General features: G+C 74.4%; 18 protein-coding genes. 11 read left to right on the top strand and 7 right to left on the bottom strand.

Features of this window, described 5'->3' with window-relative positions; all coding sequences use genetic code 11:
- Positions 1–2 precede the first annotated feature (2 nt).
- The gene (locus AC1C2W_RS10010) at positions 3–1,061 is read left to right on the top strand and encodes a DUF3048 domain-containing protein (RefSeq protein ID WP_495413007.1); all 1,059 of its coding nucleotides are present in this window, start codon (positions 3–5) and stop codon (positions 1,059–1,061) included.
- A gap of 18 nt (positions 1,062–1,079) precedes the next feature.
- Here the strand turns inward: AC1C2W_RS10010 and AC1C2W_RS10005 are convergent, their stop codons facing one another.
- Genes AC1C2W_RS10005 through AC1C2W_RS09990 form a run of 4 tightly spaced genes read right to left on the bottom strand, consistent with a single transcriptional unit; the run spans position 1,080 to position 6,447 of the window.
- Positions 1,080–2,693, bottom strand: coding sequence for an outer membrane protein assembly factor BamB family protein (locus tag AC1C2W_RS10005; RefSeq protein WP_495413006.1), 1,614 nt, complete (start codon positions 2,691–2,693; stop codon positions 1,080–1,082).
- A gap of 47 nt (positions 2,694–2,740) precedes the next feature.
- Complete coding sequence (locus AC1C2W_RS10000; protein WP_495413005.1) at positions 2,741–4,405, bottom strand: outer membrane protein assembly factor BamB family protein; 1,665 nt, start codon at positions 4,403–4,405, stop codon at positions 2,741–2,743.
- A 58-nt stretch (positions 4,406–4,463) separates the two neighbouring features.
- The gene (locus tag AC1C2W_RS09995; protein ID WP_495413004.1) at positions 4,464–5,468 is read right to left on the bottom strand and encodes a 1,4-dihydroxy-2-naphthoyl-CoA synthase; all 1,005 of its coding nucleotides are present in this window, start codon (positions 5,466–5,468) and stop codon (positions 4,464–4,466) included.
- 10 nt (positions 5,469–5,478) lie between these two features.
- Positions 5,479–6,447, bottom strand: a complete 969-nt coding sequence (locus AC1C2W_RS09990) for a DMT family transporter (RefSeq protein WP_495413003.1) — start codon at positions 6,445–6,447, stop codon at positions 5,479–5,481.
- An 87-nt stretch (positions 6,448–6,534) separates the two neighbouring features.
- Between AC1C2W_RS09990 and pdxR the strand changes: the two genes are divergently transcribed.
- From pdxR to AC1C2W_RS09965, 5 genes are all read left to right on the top strand, one after another.
- Entirely contained in the window at positions 6,535–7,956 is a 1,422-nt protein-coding gene (pdxR, locus tag AC1C2W_RS09985; protein ID WP_495413002.1) for a MocR-like pyridoxine biosynthesis transcription factor PdxR, read from the top strand.
- Positions 7,957–8,018: 62 nt separating this feature from the next.
- Complete coding sequence (locus AC1C2W_RS09980) at positions 8,019–8,186, top strand: hypothetical protein (RefSeq protein WP_495413001.1); 168 nt, start codon at positions 8,019–8,021, stop codon at positions 8,184–8,186.
- A gap of 71 nt (positions 8,187–8,257) precedes the next feature.
- The gene (locus AC1C2W_RS09975) at positions 8,258–9,319 is read left to right on the top strand and encodes an o-succinylbenzoate synthase (RefSeq protein WP_495413000.1); all 1,062 of its coding nucleotides are present in this window, start codon (positions 8,258–8,260) and stop codon (positions 9,317–9,319) included.
- On the top strand, positions 9,316–11,310 hold the full coding sequence (gene menD, locus AC1C2W_RS09970; protein WP_495412999.1) for a 2-succinyl-5-enolpyruvyl-6-hydroxy-3-cyclohexene-1-carboxylic-acid synthase: 1,995 nt from the start codon (positions 9,316–9,318) through the stop codon (positions 11,308–11,310). The genes AC1C2W_RS09975 and menD overlap by 4 nt, the downstream gene beginning before the upstream one ends.
- Positions 11,311–11,559: 249 nt before the next feature.
- Positions 11,560–13,389, top strand: coding sequence for a S1C family serine protease (locus tag AC1C2W_RS09965; RefSeq protein WP_495412998.1), 1,830 nt, complete (start codon positions 11,560–11,562; stop codon positions 13,387–13,389).
- A gap of 84 nt (positions 13,390–13,473) precedes the next feature.
- Here the strand turns inward: AC1C2W_RS09965 and AC1C2W_RS09960 are convergent, their stop codons facing one another.
- Positions 13,474–14,070, bottom strand: coding sequence for a TetR/AcrR family transcriptional regulator (locus tag AC1C2W_RS09960; protein ID WP_495388705.1), 597 nt, complete (start codon positions 14,068–14,070; stop codon positions 13,474–13,476).
- Between the two features lie 154 nt (positions 14,071–14,224).
- Here AC1C2W_RS09960 and AC1C2W_RS09955 point away from each other — a divergent pair, with 154 nt between their 5' ends.
- Both AC1C2W_RS09955 and AC1C2W_RS09950 read left to right on the top strand, forming a co-directional pair.
- Positions 14,225–14,815: a DUF6230 family protein gene (locus AC1C2W_RS09955; protein WP_495388704.1), complete on the top strand. Its 591-nt coding sequence runs from the start codon at positions 14,225–14,227 to the stop codon at positions 14,813–14,815.
- A gap of 29 nt (positions 14,816–14,844) precedes the next feature.
- Complete coding sequence (locus AC1C2W_RS09950; RefSeq protein ID WP_495412997.1) at positions 14,845–16,335, top strand: DUF6114 domain-containing protein; 1,491 nt, start codon at positions 14,845–14,847, stop codon at positions 16,333–16,335.
- A gap of 67 nt (positions 16,336–16,402) precedes the next feature.
- Here the strand turns inward: AC1C2W_RS09950 and AC1C2W_RS09945 are convergent, their stop codons facing one another.
- On the bottom strand, positions 16,403–17,818 hold the full coding sequence (locus AC1C2W_RS09945) for an isochorismate synthase (RefSeq protein WP_495388702.1): 1,416 nt from the start codon (positions 17,816–17,818) through the stop codon (positions 16,403–16,405).
- A gap of 214 nt (positions 17,819–18,032) precedes the next feature.
- Here AC1C2W_RS09945 and AC1C2W_RS09940 point away from each other — a divergent pair, with 214 nt between their 5' ends.
- A complete protein-coding gene (locus AC1C2W_RS09940) occupies positions 18,033–18,728 on the top strand; it encodes a demethylmenaquinone methyltransferase (protein WP_495388701.1) in 696 nt (231 codons plus the stop codon).
- A gap of 213 nt (positions 18,729–18,941) precedes the next feature.
- On the opposite strand, the gene AC1C2W_RS09935 is transcribed toward AC1C2W_RS09940, so the two are convergent.
- Positions 18,942–19,157: a YtxH domain-containing protein gene (locus AC1C2W_RS09935; protein WP_495388700.1), complete on the bottom strand. Its 216-nt coding sequence runs from the start codon at positions 19,155–19,157 to the stop codon at positions 18,942–18,944.
- Between the two features lie 354 nt (positions 19,158–19,511).
- On the opposite strand from AC1C2W_RS09935, the gene AC1C2W_RS09930 reads away from it, so the two are divergent.
- Positions 19,512–20,837 carry a geranylgeranyl reductase family protein gene (locus tag AC1C2W_RS09930; protein WP_495412996.1) on the top strand — a complete coding sequence of 442 codons (1,326 nt, stop codon included), beginning with the start codon at positions 19,512–19,514 and terminating at the stop codon, positions 20,835–20,837.
- A 97-nt stretch (positions 20,838–20,934) separates the two neighbouring features.
- Positions 20,935–21,297 (top strand): NADH-quinone oxidoreductase subunit A, encoded by a 363-nt coding sequence (locus AC1C2W_RS09925; RefSeq protein WP_495388698.1) that lies wholly within the window; start codon positions 20,935–20,937, stop codon positions 21,295–21,297.
- The last annotated feature ends 112 nt before the right edge of the window (positions 21,298–21,409 follow it).

Here is a 21,409-nt window from a genome sequence, read left to right as displayed (position 1 = left end):
GCATGACCGCAGTGCCCGGCACGACCCGCGCCCGGACCGTCGCCGCCCTGGTGGTGGCCGCCGCCCTGGCGCTGGGGGCGTGCTCGTCCGGCGGGTCGCCACCGGCGGCCTCGCCCAGCAGCACTGCCGACAAGGGCTCCCCGCCGTCGCCGGCCGTGCCGTCGGCCTGGCCTCTCACGGGGGTGCGCTCGGAGGACGTCGAGGCGCGCCCGGCGCTCGCGGTCAAGGTCGAGAACGCCCCCGAGGCGCGCCCGCAGACCGGCCTCGAGGACGCCGACATGGTGTGGGAGGAGGTCGTCGAGGGCGGCATCACCCGCTTCGTGGCGGTGTACCAGTCGGCGATCCCGAAGGCCGTGGAGCCCGTGCGGTCGGTGCGACCCATGGACCCGGCCATCGTTGCGCCGCTCGACGGGATCCTGGCCTACACGGGCGGGCAGCAACCCTTCATCGACGCGGTCGAGAAGTCCGGGACGCAGTCCGTGGTGATGGACGCCGGCGACCCCGGGTTCAGCCGCGACCCGAACCGGTCGGCGCCGCACAACGTGATCGGCGACCCGCAGGTGTTCCTCGACCAGGCCGACGACGACCGCGCGGCGCCCCCGCCCGCCCAGTTCCGGTACGCGGCCGAGGCCGGCGAGAGCACCGCCGCCGCGGACGGGACGAAGGCGAGCACGGTCGACGTGGCACTCAGCCAGGCGCAGCGCAGCGTCTGGGACTGGTCGGCCAAGGAGAAGAAGTGGTTGCGCAGCGAGGGCTCCAGCGAGTCCGTCTCGACCTCGGGGGCCCGGCACGCCGCCACCAACGTGCTGCTGCTGTCGGTCGAGGTGGTGAACACCAAGTACAAGGACCCGGGCGGCGCCCCGGTGCCGGAGTCCAAGCTGGTCGGCAAGGGCACGGGGGTGCTCGCCTCGAACGGCAAGAGCGTGCCCGTGCGGTGGGCCAAGAAGGACGTCGCCTCCCCGGTCGAGCTGACGCGCGACGGCGAGCCCGTCGAACTCGAGCCCGGCAACACCTGGATCGAGCTGGTGCCGAAGGAGACCGGGAGCTGGGAGATCTCCTGAGCGGGTGATGTCACGGCGTCAGCCGAGGCCGCGCGCCGCAGCTCCGTCGGTCCCCAGCAGCACGGGGTGCCCGCCGGCGGAGGCCAGGCTCTCGAGGCCGCCGGTGCCATCCCGCACCCATGCGGTGGCGCCGTCGCGGGCGTCGACTGCGGTCAGGCGGTAGCCGATCTCCTCGATCGACATGGTGCCGATCAGCACCCGGGTGCCGTCCGTCAGGGCGCCGAAGGGGTACTCCGAGAAGTCGTCGCCACCGACCTCCAGGAGGTCGCCGCGGGCCCAGCGTTCGACGCCGGTGGTCGCGTCGAGGCCGATCAGCCGCTCGCCGTCTGCCACGACGAGGATGCCGGCCACCCGCGCCAGGACCTGGGACAGGCCGGCGACCTCGCGGGACCAGAGCTGGTCGCCCTCGGAGGTCACGGCCGCGAGCCGCGCATCGGTCCCGGAGGCGTCGTCGGTCAACGCGATGAACGGGCCGTCCACGTCGTCGTCGACCATGGCGGGCATCACCCAGCCCGGGACGGTCGCGATCTGGGCCCCCGTGGCGTCGAGGATCCTGCTCTCCTTGCCCGCGATCGCCATCCGGCCGTCGGGCAGGGGCATGGGCCATCCTGTCCCGTGGTCACCGAGGTCCACCGTCGTGCCGTCGGGGGTGATCGCGACCATCGTGCCGCAGACCCACATCGTCGTGATCGACGTCGACGCGTCGATCGAGGGTGTGAGCTCCAGGAACGTTCCGGCGCTGCTGTCCTCCCCCGTCACGCACCCCTCGAGGTCCACCTCGTCCAGGGGCACCGTGACGGTGGCTCGCACCTCGCCGGTCAGGGCGTCCTCGAGGCGCAGCGTCGGGTCGGGCGCACCGGCGTCGCGTACGGCACGAAGCCTCTCGGCGGCGGTGGCCTGGTACGGCGCGACGACGGTGCCCTCGGCCGCCTGCTCGGTCACGGCGACCGCACCGCCCGCGACAGGGATCGCCTCGCGTCCGTCGACGGGCCGCCGGGCGAGGAGGCTCCCGGACGGGTCGAGCACGATCACCGTGCGATCGCCCGCCTCGCCGCCCACGCACACCGCGACCTCGGTCTCGGCGTTGACCACGGCGCTCAGGCCGATGCTCCAGAACGACGACGGACCGCACACCGGGTCCGTCCCCACCTCGTACCGCCACAGCTCGTCACCCGTTGCCGGGTCGCCGCCGACGGCGTCGCCGTTGTTGGTCGCGAGGAGGACACCACCCGACAGGAGGGAGGCCCTGCCGCCACCGACACCGAAGGCCCAGCTCTCGGTCAGCGGCTCGGACAGATCCTCGACGGCGCCGGGCAGCAGGCCGCGGACGGCTTCGCCGCGCAGCCGCTGGTCCCGCGCGTCGAGCTGACCCGGCAGCACGACGGCGGTGGCAGCGCTGACCACGACGACGGCGGTTACCGCCGCGACCAGGCCACGCCCTCGCCGGGACAGCCGACGCCAACGCCCCGAGGCGCGGTCCCGGAGGGCGGCGAGGCGTCGTCCGGTGCTACTCCCGCCGTCGCCGCCGTCACCATCAGGGGAGGGGAGCGCGTCGCCGCCGTCCTCCCGCTCGTCGTCCGGCACGAGCTCGAACGTGGCCATCGGCTCGGGGCGGCGGAACCTCGGGGGCATGGCGGGAGGCTACCGGCCCGGCCGGGCGGCCAGGCGACGCTGGGCCGTCAGCCCGTGCCGAGGCCGCGCATCGTGTTCAGCAGGATCACGGGGTGTCCGTCGATCGACTGCAGGGCGTCCAGGCGCCCCTCGCCCGCACGTTCCCACGTGCTCGTGCCGTCCCGGAGGTCGAGGGCGAGCAGCCGGTGTCCGCTCCCGCCACCGCTGATCCCGAGGAGCAAGCGGGTGCCGTCCGTGACGGCTCCCGCGACCCACTCGCCGGAGCCGTCGGACGCACTGTCGAGCACGCCGTCTCGCGCCCAGAGCTCATCGCCGGTTTGCGAGTCGAGCCCGATGACCCGGGCGCCGTCCTGGACGACCACGGTGCCGGTCACTCGCGCCACGACGCCCAAGAACTCGTTGATGGTGACGGCCCACTCCCTGTCGCCGTCGGTCCTGACCGAGGCGAGTCGCGCGACATCCGCGGCTGGGTCGAGGCTCGTGTAGGCCAGGTACGAGCTGCTCGGTTCGTCGTCGACGGTCGGTGGGAGCACCCAGCCCGGGACGGTCGTGACCAGCGAGCCGTCGGCGGCTAGGACGGTGCTCTCCTCGTCCGTGAGCACGAACCCGCCGCCCGGGGCCGGCTGCGACCACCCGGAGCCGGCGGACGTGTCGAACTCCGCGCCGTCGGCAGTCAGGCCGGCGCTCGCGCCGCACACCCGCAGCTCGGTGAACGACGGGGAGGTGCTGACCGAGCTCATCGGCTCGACGCTGACCGCCGTCACGCCGTCCACCGTCTCAAAGGATCGGTTGCACCCGTCGAGGTCCTCGGCCCGCAGATGGGCCGTCACCTCGGCGCGCACCTCGCCGGTCACCGCGTCCTCGAGCCGGAGGGTCGGGTCGACCCATCCATTGGCCCGCAGGGCACGCAACGCCGTATCGGCACCGGTGCCGTCCTCCGTCCAGGGTGCCGATACCCTCCTCGGCAAGTGGTCGACCACGGCGACGGCGCCATTGGCGGCGGGCATCACTACGGGCACGTCGTCGTCGACCGGCTCGCCGACCGACTCGCCGTACAGCCCGCCGTACGGGTCGTCCGTCGCGGGGCCGATCGCGCGCTCGCCCACGACCGTGCCCGACGCGTCGAGGACCGTGACGGTCCGGGAGTCGAACTCGCCGCCCAGACAGACGGCGACGTCGGCGGGCCGGCCGTAGTCGGCCGGGGCAGACGGCCGGGGGCCGCACACGGGGTTCGTCCCGACGTCCTGGCGCCACACCTCGTCTCCCGTTGCGACGTCGACGGCCCACACGTCATCCCTGTCGCTGGTGAGTGCCACGCCGCCCGGGAACGTTGTGAGGATGCCGTTGCTGCTCGGGACGTCCCACGCCTCGGTCAGCGGCTCGGACAGGTCCTCGACTGTGCCGGGCAGGCCGCGTACAGCCTCGGCGCGGACTCGTTCGGTGTGCGCGCCGAGCTGACCCGGCAGCACGACGGCGATCGCGGCGCCGACCACGACGACGGCGGCCGACGTCGCGGCCAGGGCCCGCGCGCGCCGGGACAGCCCACGCCAGCGTTCCGTCGCGCGTTCGCGCAGCGCCGCAAGGCGTCGTCGGACGTCGGCGTCAGCGTCTGCGAGCGGGTACTCGCCATCGTCCCGCGCGTCGTCCCGCTCGTCGTCCGGCACGAGCTCGAACGTGGCCATCGGCTCGGGGCGGCGGAACCTGGGGGGCATGCCCGGAGGGTACCGGTGGGGCGCACGCCGCACGTGCGACGGGGCGAGTGAGAAGGGGTCAGAAGGCGTACGGGAAGCTCGACCAGTCGGGGTCGCGCTTCTCGAGGAAGGCGTCGCGACCTTCGACGGCCTCGTCGGTCAGGTAGGCGAGGCGGGTGGCCTCGCCGGCGAAGACCTGCTGGCCCATGAGGCCGTCGTCGGCCAGGTTGAACGCGAACTTCAGCATCCGGATCGCCTGCGGCGACTTGCCCGCGATGGTGCGCGCGTACTCGATCCCGAGCGCCTCGAGGTCGTCGTGCTCCGCCACCTCATTGACGGCGCCCCAGCGTTCGGCGTCGTCGGCGGAGTACCCGCGGGCGAGGAAGAAGATCTCCCGCGCGCGCTTCTGGCCCACCTGGCGGGCCAGGTATGCGGAGCCGTAGCCGCCGTCGAAGGAGCCGACGTCCGCGTCGGTCTGCTTGAACTTCCCGTGCTCGCGGCAGGCGATCGACAGGTCCGCCACCACGTGCAGCGAGTGCCCGCCCCCGGCCGCCCAGCCGTCGACGACGGCGATGACGACCTTGGGCATGGTGCGGATCAGCCGCTGCACCTCGAGGATGTGCAGGCGCCCGGCCCGGGCGGGGTCGACCGCGTCGGCGGTCTCGCCCAGGATCTCGCCGTCGCCGGCGGAGTTGTCGACCGACGTCGTGTACTGGTAGCCCGACCGGCCGCGGATGCGCTGGTCGCCGCCGGAGCAGAATGCCCAGCCGCCGTCCTTGGGCGACGGGCCGTTGCCGGTGAGCAGCACGGTGCCGACGTCGGAGGTCATGCGGGCGTGGTCGAGCACGCGGTACAGCTCGTCCACGGTGTGGGGCCGGAAGGCGTTCCGCACCTCGGGGCGGTCGAAGGCGACGCGGACCACGGGCAGGTCCCGCACGACGCCGCCGGCGGCGTCGCGCTCGACGCCCCGGTGGTACGTGAGGTCGGTCAGGCCCTCGAACCCGGACAACTCGCGCCAGCGCGCGGGGTCGAACGTCTCGGACACGGGCCGGGGGACATCGCGGGGGACAGGTGCGCTGCTCACGACCGTCACCCTAGTTCGTCCCGGCTACGCCGGTCCGGCGTCCGGGCACTCGTCCGGGCATCAGTCCGAGCGCGAGGCCGAGCCCGACCACGAGGGAGCCGACGACGGCGTGCGGGGTCGCCGTCTCGGCGCCGAGGGCGAGCGACGCCGCGAGGGCGGCCACGGGCATCAGCCCGGCGAAGAGTCCGGCTCGGGCGGCCCCGACGCGGGCGAGCCCGGAGTACCAGAGCAGGAACGCCACTGCCGTGACGACGACGGACAGGTAGGCCAGGGCGACCAGCTCACCGCCGTCGGGCACGGCGAGGAACGGGCCCGGCACCAGCAGGCCCAACACCGCGAGCTGCGGCACGGCCGCGCAGCAGGCGTACGCGGACACGCGCAGCGGACCGAGGGCGGGCAGCAGCGGCACGGCGAGCAGCGAGAACGCTGCCTCGCAGCCGAGGGCGCCGACGGCGAGGAGCAGGCTGAGGGGGTCGGCGGTGCCGAGCCCCTCGACTCCGGCGACGCCGGCCGTCACGACGGCGGCCGCGACCAGCGTGCGGCGCGCCAGGTGGCGGTCGCGCACCGCCTGCGTCATGGCGAGCACGACGGGCGTGGCCCCCACCACCGCGCCGACCAGGGACGGGTCGGCGTGCTGGGTGGCGAGGACCACGAACGCGCTGAAGCCCGTCAGGCCGGTCGCGGCGAGCGCGGTCAGGCGGCCGGCCTGCCGCAGGGTCGGCAGCACGAACGACACCCGGCGCCACCTCATGACGGCGAGCAGGCAGAGCGCCGCCACGGCGTAGCGGGCCGCCTGGCCGCCGAACAGCGGGTAGTCGGACAGCGCCGCGGAGGCCACGAACGACGCCCCGACGATCGACATCGCGAAGGCGCACCAGGCGTAGGCGGCGGCCGTCGGACCCGCGATACCTGCCGTCGATCCGGTCGAGCGGGGCGCGACGTCGGCGCCGGTCGAGGAACCGGTCGAGGAGTGAGCCATGGCGGCGACGCTACGGACGATCTGGATCGGTGAGCAGGGCCAGATCGTTGCTGGTTCACTGGGCCAGTTGATGGTTCACTCTGCCAGATGATGCGACTGCAACCGGACGACCTGCTCCTGGTCCTCGGTCCCCGGCCCGCGGCCGACGTCGGCGCCTGGCTGCGCGACGGGCTGCGGGACGCGATCCGGTCGGGTCGGCTGGACGCCGGCGCCGTTCTGCCGTCGGCCCGGGCGACGGGGGCGGGGCTGGGCATCGCCCGCGGCACGGTGTCGGCGGCGGTCGACGAGCTCGTCGGGGAGGGCGTGCTCCTGAGCCGGCCGCGGTCGAGCGTCGTCGTCGCCGACCTCGCCCGGGGTGCGACGGCGGATATCGGCGACGCGGCGGCCCCCGATGGAGCAGGTGCGGGCGGCGCACCGCCGGCCGCCGTGCGCCGGGTCAGCGTCGGCACCCCGGACCCCGCGCTCTTCCCCCGCGCGGCGTGGGCCCGGTCCGTGCGCGACGCAATGCGCGAGCTGCCCGACGCTGAGCTCGGCTACCCCGACCCGCAGGGCCTGCTCGCGTTGCGCGAGGCGCTCGCCGCGCACCTGCGGACTGCGCGCGCCGCCCCGGTGTCGGCGCAGGACGTCGTGATCGTCAGTGGCGTCGCGCAGGGGCTGGCCCTGCTCGGCGGGGTGCTCGCCGCCGCCAGCGGCGCCACCGCACCCCGGGTCGTCGTCGAGGACCCGGCGTCTCCCGGCGCCGTCGAACAGCTGCGGGGCGCCGGGCTCGACGTGCTGCCCGTGCCCGTCGACGAGGCGGGCCTCCGCACCTGGGAGCTGCCGGACGCCGACGCCGTCCTGGTGACGCCCGCGCACCAGTTCCCGCTCGGCGTCGTCCTGGCTCCCGACCGTCGCCGCGACCTCCTCGCGTGGGCGCGCGCCGGCGACCGGTGGGTGCTTGAGGACGACTACGACGCCGAGCTGCGTTACGACCGGCAGCCGGTCGCCGCCCTGTACGGGCTCGATCCGGAGCGCGTGGTGCTGATGGGCTCGGTGTCCAAGCTGCTGTCGCCGGCCCTGCGCCTGGGGTGGGTCGTCGCGCCGGCCGCCGTCCGTGACGCCCTGGTGGAGGCCAAGCGTCGCGCCGACCTCGGCTGCTCCGTGCCCGAGCAGGCCGCCTTCGCCCGCCTGATCGCCACGGGGGCGTACGCGCGGCACCTGCGCCGGGCCCGGCTCGCGTACAAGGGCCGGCGTCAGGCGTTGCTCGACGCGCTGGCCCGCGAGGTGCCGCACCTCCCGGTCGACGGCGTGGCCGCGGGCCTGCACCTCGTCGTGCGGGTGCCGGACGGCGACGCCGAGGCCCGCGCGGTGGCCGGCCTGCGCCGGCGTGGCGTGCCCGCGGACCCCCTGTCCGAGGCGTCCGCCCGCCCGGGGGCCTGGGGCGTCGTCATGGGCACCGCCCGGGTGCAGGGCAGGGACGTCGCCGGCATCGTCGACGTCCTGCGCGGTGCCACGCTCGATGCCCGCTGACGACGCGCGGCTCGCCCGGCGTGTTGCCGGGCGTCGTCGCCGGGCGGGCGCACCATGAATCCATGAGCACGCCGCAGTTCGAGGACGACGTGGTGGACCCGGCCGACGTCGCGCACGAGATCTTCGTGTACGACGCGGAGACGGTCCGCCGCGACGCCCAGCGCATAGGTGGCAGTCCCGCTCCGAGCCCGCTCATGTTCGAGCCGGAGCTGTCGGAGTTCACCGACTGACGGCGGGAGAGTGCCTCCACGTGCAGGGCCCCCTGCCGCCCCGGCGTGCCCGCGCCGCGTAACCTGATCGCGTGCAGCTGCCCCGAGATCCGGCCGTCGAACTGGCCCCCGAACTGGTGTACCGCACCCCGCTGACCACGCGGTTCCGCGGCCTCGACGAGCGCGACGGCGTGCTCCTGCGCGGCGCCGCCGGCTGGGGCGAGCTGTCCCCGTTCTGGGACTACGACGACGCCGAGTCGGCCACCTGGCTGCGCGCCGCGCGCGAGGCGGCGGACGTCGGGTTCCCCGACCCGGTGCGCGACCGGGTGCCGGTCAACGTCACCGTGCCGGCGGTCGGGCCGGAGCGGGCGCGCGAGATCGTGCTGGCGTCGGGCGGCTGCCGCACCGCGAAGGTGAAGGTCGCGCAGCGCGGCCCTGCCATCGACGGGCGACCTGGCGCGCTCGAGCCGCTGGCCGGCGAAGAGGCGCGGGTCGCCGCCGTCCGGGCCGCGTTCGACGAGCTGTACGGCCCGGGCGCGGGAGCGATCCGCGTGGACGCCAACGGCGGCTGGTCGCTGGACGAGGCGCTCGCGCGGATCCCGGTGCTCGACGCCGCGGCGCGCGGGCTGGAGTACGTGGAGCAGCCCTGCGCGTCGGTCGCGGACCTGGCCGCCGTGCGCCGCAGCTTGCGGTCCCCGGTGCCGGTCGCCGCCGACGAGTCGATCCGGCGCGCGGCCGACCCGCTGCGCGTGGTGCGCGAGGACGCGGCCGACGTCGTGGTGCTCAAGGTGCAGCCGCTCGGCGGCGTGCGCGCCTGCCTCGACCTCGCGGAGCAGGTCGGGCTGCCGGTCGTCGTCTCGTCGGCGCTGGAGTCCTCGATCGGGCTGGCGGCGGGGGTCGCGCTCGCGGCCGCGCTGCCCGAGCTGCCGTACGCGTGCGGCCTGGCGACGTCGCAGTTGCTGACCCGTGACGTCGTCGCGGAGCCGCTGCTGCCGACCGGCGGCGCGATCGCCGTGCGCCGCCCGGAGCCCGACGCCGCCGCGTTCGCCCTCGCCGCGGCCGACGACGCGACCCGCGACCGCTGGCTCGCCCGGTATGCCCGGCTGGCCCGGGTGCTGGCCGGCTCCTCGACGGCGGACGGGGTGCGGGCATGAGCGGGCCGCCGGTGCCGCCGCCGGTGCCGCCGTCGGTACCTCCGTCGGTCGTAGTGGCGCGCGCGATCGTCACCGACCTCGCGCTGCAGGGCGTGCGCGACGTGGTGCTCGCCCCCGGCTCGCGCTCCGCCCCGCTCGCGTACGCGCTGGCCGAGGCGGCGGACGCGGGGCTGCTCACGCTGCACGTGCGCGTGGACGAGCGGGCGGCGGGCTTCCTCGCGCTGGGCCTGTCCCGCGGCAGCACGACCGTCGTCCGCGGAACCGGGGGAGGCGACGGTGGCGGCCAGGTCGGGCTCCCCCGGCCGGTCGCCGTCGTCACGACCTCCGGCACCGCGGTGGCCAACCTGCACCCGGCGGTGCTCGAAGCGCACCACACGGGTGTGCCGCTCGTGCTGCTCACCGCCGACCGGCCGCACGAGCTGCGCGGCACGGGCGCCTCGCAGACCACCGACCAGGTGGGGATCTTCAGCACCGCCGTCCGGTACGCCGTCGACGTCCCCGCCCCCGACGGCCGCGACGGCGAGGTGCGCGACCTGCTCGGCACGCTCGGACGGGCGCACGCGGCCGCGCAGGGGCTGCGCGACGGCCAACCCGGCCCGGTGCACGTGAACCTCGCGTTCCGCGACCCGCTGCACCCGCCCGCGCCGCTGGTTGAGCTCGTCGAAACCCGGTCGGTGGTTGAGCCTGTCGAAACCCGATCGGTGGTTGAGCCTGTCGAAACCCGGTCGGTGGTTGAGCCTGTCGAAACCCGGGTCTCGACAGGCTCGACCGGCGGGGTTTCGACAGGCTCAACCAGCGGGCCGCGCCGCACGACGGTGGTCCCGCCGGCCCCCGCGCCGGGCGACGACCCCGCGCTGTACGGCGACCCGGCGCGCACGCTCGTGGTGGCCGGCGACGGTGCCGGGCCGGGGGCCCGCGCCGTGGCGGAGGCCCAGGGCTGGCCGCTGCTCGCGGAGCCCTCGTCCGGGGCGCGCGGCGGGCCCAACGCTGTGGCCGGCTACCGCTCGGTGCTCGCCGTCGAGGAGCTGGCCCGGGACGTCGAGCACGTCGTGGTCTTCGGGAGGCCGACGCTCTCGCGCCCGGTGCAGCGCCTGCTCGGCCGGCCCGACGTCGTGGTCACCGTCGTCGCCCCCGGGGGAGGCCCGTGGCCGGACGCGGCCCGCAACGCGGAGCGGGTGGTGCCCGCCCTGGCCGGCCGCTGGTCGGCGCCCGCGGCGCACGACGGCGTGCATGGCGGTGCGCACAGCGGCGGAGACTTCCTCGCCCGCTGGCAGGCGGCGGGCCGGGCCGCGGCCGCCGTCGTGGAGGCCGCGACGTCCGACGACGCCGTCGCGGGCGGCCTGCCGGACGCCCCGCACGCAGGGCTCGCCGTCGCGCGCGCCGTCGCCTCGGTGCTCGGCCCCAACGACGTGCTGGTGGTGGGGTCGTCCAACCCCGTGCGCGACCTCGACCTCGTGCTCGGCCTGGACCACCCGCAGGCCGGCGACCTGCCCGAGGTGTTCGCGAACCGCGGCCTGGCGGGTATCGACGGCACCGTCTCGACGGCGACGGGCGTGGCGCTCGCCGCCGCGCGCGAGGGCCTCCGCACCCGCGCGCTCGTCGGCGACCTCACGTTCCTGCACGACGTCGGCGGCCTGCTGCGCGGCCCGCACGAGCCGCCCGTCGACCTTGAGGTCGTGGTGGTGAACGACGACGGCGGGTCGATCTTCGCGACCCTCGAGCACGGCGACCTGGCCGCGTCGTCGCCGGCGGCCGGGGCGACGTTCGAGCGCGTCTTCGGCACCCCGCACGGCGCCAACCTCGCCCAGCTGTGCGCGGGTTACGGCGTGGACCACCAGCTCGTGCTCGACGTCGGGTCGCTGCGGCACGCGCTGAAGTCGCCGACCCGCGGGGTGCAGGTCATCGAGGTGCGCGTGGCGCGCGCCGACCGGCTCGCCGAGACGCGCGACCTCGCGGCGCGTGTGGCCGAGGCCGTGCGCGCCACTCTCTGAGGCGACGACCCGCCGAGCTGCCCGTCGTCGAACCTCCCCGGCGGGCTTGGCGGCCCAGCGTCACGTAGCGTCTCATCGTGGGGTACGTCGGGTGTTCCGGAGGCGACGACGGGACGGTCGTCGCGGCCGACGTCCAGGATTCGCAGGAAGTTCTCAGGTTGGGCCAAGGATGGCACCAGGGTGTGGTGGTGTTCTAGAGCCAACAACGAGAAGGGCACTTCTCCTGGAGCACACAACGAGGAGGGCACCATGAGCACCGACACCCCGGGCGCACCGCAGCCGTCGGGCGCCGACGAGCCGGACCGGAGCACCACCCCGTCCACGGAGCAGCAGTCCGAACAGCCGACCCAGCGGACGGAGGGCGAGCAGGACGTCGAGCGCACCGCAGAGCAGGCTCCCGCGCACCCCGCCACGCAGGACACGCAGCACCTCACCGTGCAGCCCACGCAGCAGATGCCGAGCACGCCCGCGGCGCCGGCACAGGGCCACTCACAGGGACACACTCCCGAGCAGCCCGAGCAGGCCGCCCCGCAGCCGTCCGCCCCGCAGCCGTCCGCCCCGCAGCCGTCCGCCGCGCAGCAGCCGCGGTACGGGCAGATGGCGTCCGGGTCGCCGAACTACGCGCAGCAGCAGCACCCGCAGCAGCCTGCGCCGCAGCAGCCGCAGCCTGCGCCGCAGCACCAGCAGCAGGGCCAGCCGTATGCCCAGGCCTCCCAGGGCCAGGGCGGCGGGCCCGGGAACCCGTACTCCTACCACCAGACGCCGGCCCCGGCCGGCGGCCCAGGCGGGGCGGCCGCCAAGCCGCCGCGTCAGCGGTCGGTGTGGGTCCCGGTGACCAGCGCGGCCGTGATCGCCGCCGTGCTCGCGAGCCTCGGCACCGCCGCGGCCACGGGCGCCTTCGACGCTGACAGCTCGGGGTCCCTGGCGAACCTCGGCTCGTCGGCGAGTGAGGCGGACGAGGCGCCGGTCAAGGCCTCGACGTCCAGCAACCCCGACTGGGAGGCCGTCACCACCGCCGTCGCGCCGTCCGTCGTCGCGATCCAGGTGCAGAGCGAGGCCGGCGGCGCCGAGGGCTCGGGCGTCGTCTACGACGACCAGGGTCACGTCCTCACGAACAACCACGTCGTGTCCGGCGCCCAGGACGACACGGTGCAGGTCACCCTGTCCGACGGCCGGCTCTACGAGGCGACCATCGTCGGGACCGACCCCACCACCGACCTGGCCGTCGTCCAGCTGCAGGACCCGCCGGACGACCTGCAGGCGGCGGCGTTCGGTAACGCCGACGACGTCGTGGTGGGCGACCCCGTACTCGCCGTCGGCAACCCGCTGGGGCTCGCCAACACAGCCACCACGGGCATCGTGTCCGCGCTGGACCGGCCTGTCTCGGCCTCAGGCGAGGACGGCAGCACGCAGGTCGTGACCAACGCGATCCAGATCGACGCCGCGATCAACCCGGGTAACTCCGGCGGCCCGCTGTTCAACGCACAGGGCCAGGTCATCGGCATCACGTCGTCGATCGCCACCCTGTCGAGCGGCGGCCAGTCCGGGTCGATCGGGATCGGCTTCGCCATCCCGGTGAACCTGGCCGAGAGCATCGCGGAGCAGCTCATCGCGGACGGCACCGCCGAGCACGCGTTCCTGGGCGTGACCATGCAGGACGCGACCGCCTCCGCGGACGGTGTCACCCGCCGCGGCGCGGAGGTCCTGGAGGTCTCCTCCGGGTCGCCGGCCGCCGAGACCGGCCTGCAGGCGGGCGACGTCATCGTCGCGATCGACGACGACGCCGTCAACGGCGCCGAGTCCCTCACGGCCTACGTGCGGGAGAAGGCGGCCGACGAGAAGGTCACGCTGACCTTCGTCCGCGACGGCAAGACGCAGACCGCCGACGTCACGCTGGCCGCGAAGGAGGAATCCGCCACCGACCAGGGTGACCAGGGCCAGAACGGCCAGGGTCAGGATGGTCAGGGCAGCCCGGAAGGCCAGGGCAGCCAGGGCCAGGACGGTGGCTCCGACTCGACCAGCCCGGACAACCTGCCGGGCTGGCTGCAGGACCTGCTCGAGGGCAACGGCTCCCACTGACCCTCGTCTGACCAGCGCCCCGTGGGCTGCGACCGATTCCCCCTCCAGGTCGCGGCCCACGGGGCTCTTCCCGTCCCCGCAAGCTCAACCAGCGGGGGACAGCGCGGCCAGGACGCCGAGGGCGCTGCGCTCGAGGAAGTCCGCGAGGTCGGAAGGCGGGATGTCGGGGTCGGTCGCGGCCTCGATGAGCGCCTGCTCGGCGAACGAGATCCACGCGTGCAGCGCGACCTCGAGCAGGGGGGTCTGTGCGACGCCGATCTCCTGGAAGGCGTCGCGCAGGTGGCCGGCGAGCACGTCGCGCGCGTGCTGGATCGTGGCGCGCACGTGCTCGTCGCCGGACGCGGCGCCGCGCACCAGCGAGTAGAACGTCGCGTCGTGCTCGTGCACGAACTCGACGAACCGGTCCAGCGTGTCGCGCAGGCGCTCGCGGGGCGGCAGCTCGGGGCGCGGCTGGGTAGCGTGCAGCATCGCGTCGCGGGCCGTGCCGACGATCGCCGAGTGCAGCCCCTGTCGGTTGCCGAAGTAGTAGTGCACCAGCCCGGGGGAGACGCCGGCCCGGGCCGCGAGGTCCTCCACCGTCACGGCCTCGAGCGGGCGGTCGGCGAGTGCGGCCACACCCAGAGCGACGAGCTGCTGACGGCGTTTTTCGGGGCTCATGCGGGTGCGTCGCGCGGCTGCCATGTGCTGAGCATATGGGCGTTCGGCGAGGTCGCGGCGCCGCGGGTCGGGCACCGTGCCGCGGGCAACCAGTTCTATTGACGGCGCCTCAGTAAGGCGCGTACCGTCGCCACTCGTCGGCGACACAGGGGTCGCCGCGTCGTCTGTGGAGGGGAAAATGAAGCTCAGCGCACTGACGCGCACGCGTCGTGGCCGTGCCGCGCTCGCCGCGGTCCCGACCATCGCGGTCATCGGTGTCCTCATGGGCGGCGTCGCCCAGGGGGCCGTGCCGGTGTCGATGGCGATCTCGGGGCAGCAGTTCAAGATCTCGGCCGACACCCTCAAGGGGACCGGGTTCTCGCAGTACGCCGGCGAGGCGAAGGACGCGGACGGGAAGTCCCAGCCCATCGCGATCGCCAACATCAAGGACGCGACCCTGGACAACCTCTGCCAGTCGGTCAAGGTCCCGGGCATGCCGCTGGGCCTGCTCATCTCGGCGGGCACCGACCCCAAGAACCCCGTGAAGGCCACCGACCTGCAGATCGGCATGAGCGACCTGCGCGGCACCGCGACGTTCACCACGATCCGCATCGGCGTCGACGCCTCCACGGTGAACACGAAGGCGCACGGCAGCAAGGGCGACTTCGCGATGGACTCCGACGCCGTCGACATCCAGAACCTCAAGCAGGTCTCGTCGAGCACGTCGGCCGCGGTCTTCAAGCTGACGGACCTGCACCTGCAGGTGTCCGACGGCACCGAGTGCTTCTGAGCGGCCCGGGAGCCAGATAGGAGGCAGGCGTGAGCGACGAGAGCACCCCGGCTGCCGAGGCTGCCCCCGAGGCGTCTCCCGACGCCCCGGCCACCCGGCGCCGGCGGTTCACCGCATGGCGCCGTGGCCGGCCGTTCTGGGGCGGCGTCCTGACGATCGCGGCGGGTCTGGTGCTGTGGTTCTCGGGCCGGCTGCAGTTCGACAACTTCGAGATCCAGCTCGGCATCGAGGGCATGCAGTCCACGCTGCTGCCGGTGGCGCTCGTCGTCCTCGGCGTCCTGGTGATGACGCAGCCGCAGTTCCGCGTGTTCTACGGCGTCATCGCGCTGGCGGTCTCGGTCTACTCCCTCCTGGGTGTCAACCTCGGCGGGTTCGGGGTCGGCATGATCCTGGGCGTCGTGGGCGGCATCCTCGCGGTGTCGTGGCTGCCACGCGTCGTCGACGACACCACGCCGGCCACCGACAGGGCGACGACGGCGACCGACCCGGGGTCCGAGGGCGCGGAGGTGGACCTCGAGGAGCTCCTGCCGGTGGGCGAGGAGGAGCCGACCCGGAGCGGGCGGCACGTGGCGGTCGCCGCCGCGGTCGTCCTGCTCGCGGTCGGCAGCACGGGCGCCACGGCGGCCGAGACCGCGACCGTCGCGCCCACGCAGGTGCGCGCTGCGTCCGACTGCTGGGACCCGCTCGGGTGGCTCGAGTGGGCCTGCGGCACTGACGACGAGCCCGAGGCCACCCCCAGCCCGTCGCCGTCGGACGAGGCCGGCTCGGACGCCGGTGAGACCGGCGGGGACGACGCGGGTGCGGGCGAGTCCGGCGGTGGCGACGGCGCCGACGGTGCGGCCGATGGTGCGGACGAGCCCGATGACGGCACGGCGGACGCCGCCGGCTCGAAGCAGGGGGACGGCGACAAGGCCGACGGCGACAAGGCGGGCGACGAGAAGCCGCCGTCGGACGAGAAGGCCCAGAAGGCGGTCGAGAAGGAGGCGAAGCTCGAGCTCGGTCCGTGTGCGCGGATCACGTTCGGCGGCGACTTCGACATCAACATCTCGCTGCCGGGTGACTGCGGGGTGCGCGAGGACGCGAACACCTTCTCGCGCGACGGCGCGCTCGAGACCCGTGACCTGCAGCTGCCGCTCACCGGCATCAACGGGATCGACGTCGTGAACGTCCCGGTCACGCACGACGGCCCGCGGCGGGACGCGCTGCGGATCTCCGTGGACTCCGTGAAGGTGCCCGGGTTCTGGCTCAAGACGTACGCCGAGAACGGCGGGACGCTCGGGGGCACGCTGACGGACGCCGACTACGTCTCGATGGAGGGCAACGCGCAGATGTACATCTCCTCGATCCACGCGAACCTCCCCGACGGGGAGGACTTCGCGGAGCTGGGGGAGAAGCTCGTCGACGGCGCGTCGCTCGTCGAGATGCTGCTCGGCCTCGTCGATGCGCGGATCGGGCTCATGGGCGCCACGTCCGACGTCCAGGTGTGGTCCGACTTCCGTGAGCAGGTCTGGGAGGACTAGCAAGATCGCTGGTTGAGCCTGTCGAAGCCCGGTTCGTGGTTTCGACAGGCTCAACCAGCGATCGAGGTCATTCCGCGCCCAGCGCCCAGCGCATGGGCACCAGCTTGGCCTCGGACTCCTCGAGCTCGGCCTCGGGGTCGGACGCGGCGACGATGCCGCAGCCGGCGAACAGCCGCACGTGGCGGGGGTCCGTCGAGGACAGCTCGGCCGACCGGAGGGCGATGCCCCACTCCCCGTCGCCGTCCGCGCCCACCCAGCCGACGGGGCCGGCGTAGCGCGACCGGTCCATGCCCTCGATCTCGCGGATCAGGTCGCGTGCGGCCACCGTGGGCGTGCCGCACACGGCGGCCGACGGGTGCAGGGCGGCGGCCAGGGTGAGCGATGACGGGGCGCGCCCGGGCCCGTCCGGCGCGGGCCGTTCGAGCACCCCCGTGACGTCGGACGCGAGGTGCATGACGTTCGGTAGGTGCAGCACGAACGGCGCGTCCGGCACGTTCATCGACGAGCAGAACGGCTCGAGCGCCCGCGCCACCGAGCGCACCGCGTACTCGTGCTCCTCGAGGTCCTTGGAGGAGCGGGCGAGCTGGGCCGCGTGGAGCAGCGCGTCGTCGTCGGACATGCCCGCCTCGCGGCGGATGGTGCCCGCCAGCACGCGGGAGGTGACCAGGCCCTTCTCGCTGCGCACCAGCAGCTCGGGGGTGGCGCCCACCATGCCGGAGACGGAGAAGGTCCAGCACGCCTCGTAGCGGTCCGCGAGGCGGCCGAGCAGCCATCGCGGGTCGACGGGGCGCTCGGCGGTGGCGAGCACGTCGCGTGCCAGCACCACCTTCTCGAGCGCACCCGACTGGATCCGCGCCACGCCCTCGCGTACGACGGCGGGCCAGTCGCCGGCGGCCACGGCGCCGTCGGAGAACCGGACGTTGCCCGGCGCGGGGACCGCGGTGCGCGGCTCGCGGTGCAGCGCCTCGGCGCTCGGCGCCGCACGGAGGCTCGCGCCGGGGGAGATGGTCGTCATCCACGTCACACCGGCGCGCCTGCCCACGATGACCCGGGGCACCACGAGCGACCCGTCGGGCCGGGCGCGGCCGACGTCGTCGCCGTCCTGGTCGTCGAGCTGCCCGGCGTCGTCGAAGGCGAACGTGCCGAAGGCGACCGGGCCGGTGCCGGGCAGGCGCACGTCGTCGCGCACCACGGCGCGCTGCAGGGTGGCCTGCCACGCGGCCTCGGCGTCGGCGAACCGGCCCGGGCCGAAGGTGTCGAAGCGCAGGGCCTCGCCCCAGCCCACGATGCCGTCCCCGCGCCGCACCCAGCTCAGGGGCCGGGCGTCCGGCAGCAGGTCGATCAGGGCGGTGAGCCCGCCGGGCAGGTCGTCGATCCGGGCGGTGCGGACCAGGAGCGGGAGCGGCTCGGTCGCGGGATCGGTGGCGGCGGGGATGGTCGTGCCCGGGAAGGGGCGCGGCGCCGGCAGAGGCGTGGCGGACATCGGCACAAGAATACGCCCGACGGCCCGCCGCGCCCCGCTCACGTCGTGCAGCTCACAGGGTGCGCTCCGGGGGCTCTCCCGGGGCGATCACTGACGGTGGGGTCGCCGGTGGGGTCGTCGGCCGGCACCGTGCCGTCGTCGCGACGACGCTTGGTCACCCGCCGCCCACGTTGCGCCGGGGGTGGCCGGGGTGCCCCGTGCGACCATGGCGCTCATGCCCCGCGCCAGCCTGGAGAAGAAGCCCGCCGAGGTCGCGTCGATGTTCGACGGCATCGCCGAGCGCTACGACCTCGTCAACGATCTCGTCTCCCTGGGGCAGGACCGGCGGTGGCGCCGCGCCGTGGTCGACGCCGTCGCGGCCGTGCCGGGCGAGCGGGTGCTGGACCTGGCGGCCGGCACCGGCACGTCGAGCGAGCCGTTCGCGGACGACGGCGCGCTCGTCGTGCCGTCCGACTTCAGCCTCGGGATGCTCCGGGTGGGCAAGGACCGCCGTCCGGACCTGCCGTTCGTGGCGGGGGACGCCACCCGGCTGCCCTTCGCCGACGGCAGCTTCGACGCCGTGACCATCAGCTTCGGCCTGCGGAACGTGGTGGACACCGACGCGGCGCTGCTCGAGATGCTGCGCGTGGTGCGGCCGGGCGGCCGCGTGGTGATCTGCGAGTTCTCCGCGCCCACCTGGGCGCCGTTCCGCACGGTGTACCTGGAGTACCTGATGCGTGCGCTGCCGGTGGTCGCCGGGGCCGTGACCCGGGACCGGGGCTCGTACGACTACCTCGCCGAGTCGATCCGCTCCTGGCCCGACCAGACGGCGCTTGCGCGGCTGCTGCTCGCCGCCGGGTGGGAGCGCGTGGCGTACCGCAACCTGACCGGCGGCATCGTCGCGCTGCACCGCGGCCTGCGCCCCGCGTGACACCGGGTGGTGTTCACCATGGGCTCGCGTACGTCGAGCCCTGAGGTGTCCGCCGCGGGCTGACCTCGTCCCCATCCGCCCGTGGGGCGGTTCGGCCGGGGGGATTCCGTGTCGCGAGGCGCGCCATCCGCGCCCTCGTCCCTCGGGCGCTCACGCCAGGCACGACCAGCCTCGCGACAAGGAATCCCCTCGGCCGAACCTTGTCGGCCGCGGTCAGGCTCCGCCCGTGCGGTCCTTCAGTGCCGAGCCCTGTTCCTTGGCGAACTCGGTCACTGACGCCGTGACGTCGGAGACCTTCTCCTGGACCCGGGGGTCGTTCCACGTCTCGGTGGCCCAGCCCTTGGCCCGGTCGAGCTGCTGGCGGCCCTTCTCGGTGCCGAACAGGTAGCCGAGCGCGGCTCCGACGACGAATGCCGGTCCTGCCTTCATGTGACGCCTCCTTGGTGGTCGAACTGGCCTGCGGTCCAGCCGCGGTCGAGCTGGCGGCCGAACGTGCTCGGTCGAGCCGGCGTGGTCGCGGGCGTGGTCGTGGGGCACGACCGTAGGCATACCCGGGCGGCCCCGCACCTCGCGACATGCGCGGGTGTCCACCCACCGGACCTGCGGCGACGCGACGCGGAGCGGTCGTGCGGCGGCCTGGCCGGGGCCGACGGCAGCAAGGAAGGCAAGCCTTCCTACACAGCGCTGCCACAACGTGACTAGAGTGCTGGCAGGAGTTGTGATTGGGTTCACAAATCGAATCCGGCATCGTCGCCGGGGCACTCGAGGGATCGAGGTGAGCACGTGCGCGTAGGTCGTCGTGACGACGCCGACGTCATCGTCGTGGGCGCCGGCCCGGCCGGTACGTCCACGGCGCACTGGTGCGCCTCGGCGGGCCTCGACGTGCTCCTGCTCGACAAGGCGTCCTTCCCCCGCGACAAGGTCTGCGGCGACGGGCTCACGCCCCGCGCCGTCGCCGAGCTGGCCCGCATGGGCTTCGGCACGCAGGCCGAGGACGGCTGGATCCGCAACGAGGGCCTGCGCGTCGTCGCCGGTGCCCGGTCGTGGGAGCTGCCCTGGCCCGACCTCACCAGCTACCCCGGCTACGGCATGGCCCGCGCCCGCATGTCGCTCGACCACCGTCTCGCGCAGCACGCGCAGGCCAGCGGCGCCAAGCTGCTCGAGCGCACCAAGGTCGCGGGCCCGCTGCTCGACGAGCGGGACGGCCGGGTGGTGGGCGTCCGCGCCCAGCCCCTCGACGCCCGCGGCCGGGATGACGGCGCGGAGACGGTCTACCGCGCGCCCGTCGTCGTGGCGGCGGACGGCGTCTCCTCCCGGTTCGCGACCGGGCTCGGCATCACACGTCGTGACGACCGGCCGCTCGGCACCGCCGTGCGCACCTACTTCCGCACCGAGTCGTCGGCCGGGGTCACGGCGCGGCACGAGGACCCGTGGATGGAGTCGCACCTCGAGCTGTGGGACGGCGCCCCCGGCGCATCGAACCTGCTGCCCGGCTACGGCTGGATCTTCGCCCTCGGTGACGGCACGGCCAACGTGGGCCTGGGTGCCGTGAGCTCCACGCCCGCACGCCAGTCCGCCGTCGGGCACGACTACCGCGCCCTGCTGGACACCTGGGTGCGGAACACCCCCGAGGAGTGGGGCTTCACCGCCGAGAACCAGGTGGGCCCGGTCCGCGGCGCCGCGCTGCCGATGGGGTTCAACCGCAGCCCGCTCTACTCGGGGGGCGCGGTGCTGGTCGGCGACTCCGCCGGGATGGTCAGCCCGTTCAACGGCGAGGGGATCGCCTACGCCCTGCAGGCCGGCCGGGTCGCGGCCGACGCGATCACGCAGGCGCGCACCCGCACCACCGACGACGCACGCGAGCGCACGCTCGCGACCTACGCGGACCGGATGCGCGCGGAGCTGGGTGGCTACTACACGCTGGGCCGCTGGTTCGTGCGGCTCATCGAGCACCCGCAGGTGATGCGGACGTGCGTCAGGTACGGGCTGCCGAGGCCGGTGGTCATGCGGTTCGTACTCAAGCTGCTGTCCGACTGCTACGAGCCGCGCGGCGGTGACTGGGTGGACCGGGTCATCGCGGGGCTCACCAGGGTGGTCCCGGCGGCATGAGCGCAGAAGAGCACAAGGGAGTGGTCGAGATGCAGGTGGTCGACGGGCGGATCTGGCCGCCGGCACGTACGCCGGGGGCGCGGACGGAGGGACCGCGATGACGAACCCGTACATCCCGGTCCTCATGCTCATGGGGGTGGCCGCGGTGCTGGCGCTGGGCGGGGTGGCGGCGAGCGCCGTCATCGGCCCCAAGCGGTACAACCGCGCCAAGCTCGATGCCTACGAGTGCGGCATCGAGCCCACGCCGCACGCGGTGGGCGGCGGCAGGCTGCCCGTGAAGTACTACCTGGTCGCGATGACGTTCATCGTCTTCGACATCGAGGTGGTCTTCCTCTACCCGTGGGCGGTGGACTTCGCGGCGCTCGCCGGCTTCGGCCTGGTCGCGATGCTCGCGTTCCTCGCACTCATCACCGTCCCCTTCGTCTACGAGTGGCGGCGCGGGGGCCTCACCTGGGTCTGACCCGGGCGGCAGCGACAGCACGAGAAGCACGGCACGACCCAGCACGAATCAGCACGACACGGCAAGACGGACGGCAACGGTGCCGGCAGGACCGGCACCGGCGCTCACGGAG

The sequence above is a fragment of the Isoptericola sp. Y581 genome, from assembly GCF_059445475.1.
Note: the sequence above shows the minus strand (reverse complement) of the source record. Positions and strands in the feature narration are given on the sequence as shown.

Excerpts from the sequence above, each read along its gene's own strand:
- pdxR (WP_495413002.1), top strand. The coding sequence starts at position 6,535 with ATGATGCGACTGCAACCGGACGACCTGCTCCTGGTCCTCGGTCCCCGG.
- AC1C2W_RS09940 (WP_495388701.1), top strand. The coding sequence starts at position 18,033 with ATGCCCCGCGCCAGCCTGGAGAAGAAGCCCGCCGAGGTCGCGTCGATG.
- AC1C2W_RS09945 (WP_495388702.1), bottom strand. The coding sequence starts at position 17,818 with ATGTCCGCCACGCCTCTGCCGGCGCCGCGCCCCTTCCCGGGCACGACC.
- AC1C2W_RS09990 (WP_495413003.1), bottom strand. The coding sequence starts at position 6,447 with ATGGCTCACTCCTCGACCGGTTCCTCGACCGGCGCCGACGTCGCGCCC.
- AC1C2W_RS09960 (WP_495388705.1), bottom strand. The coding sequence starts at position 14,070 with ATGGCAGCCGCGCGACGCACCCGCATGAGCCCCGAAAAACGCCGTCAG.
- AC1C2W_RS09980 (WP_495413001.1), top strand. The coding sequence starts at position 8,019 with ATGAGCACGCCGCAGTTCGAGGACGACGTGGTGGACCCGGCCGACGTC.
- AC1C2W_RS09955 (WP_495388704.1), top strand. The coding sequence starts at position 14,225 with ATGAAGCTCAGCGCACTGACGCGCACGCGTCGTGGCCGTGCCGCGCTC.
- AC1C2W_RS10010 (WP_495413007.1), top strand. The coding sequence starts at position 3 with ATGACCGCAGTGCCCGGCACGACCCGCGCCCGGACCGTCGCCGCCCTG.
- AC1C2W_RS09935 (WP_495388700.1), bottom strand. The coding sequence starts at position 19,157 with ATGAAGGCAGGACCGGCATTCGTCGTCGGAGCCGCGCTCGGCTACCTG.
- AC1C2W_RS09965 (WP_495412998.1), top strand. The coding sequence starts at position 11,560 with ATGAGCACCGACACCCCGGGCGCACCGCAGCCGTCGGGCGCCGACGAG.
- AC1C2W_RS10000 (WP_495413005.1), bottom strand. The coding sequence starts at position 4,405 with ATGCCCCCCAGGTTCCGCCGCCCCGAGCCGATGGCCACGTTCGAGCTC.
- menD (WP_495412999.1), top strand. The coding sequence starts at position 9,316 with ATGAGCGGGCCGCCGGTGCCGCCGCCGGTGCCGCCGTCGGTACCTCCG.
- AC1C2W_RS10005 (WP_495413006.1), bottom strand. The coding sequence starts at position 2,693 with ATGCCCCCGAGGTTCCGCCGCCCCGAGCCGATGGCCACGTTCGAGCTC.
- AC1C2W_RS09925 (WP_495388698.1), top strand. The coding sequence starts at position 20,935 with ATGACGAACCCGTACATCCCGGTCCTCATGCTCATGGGGGTGGCCGCG.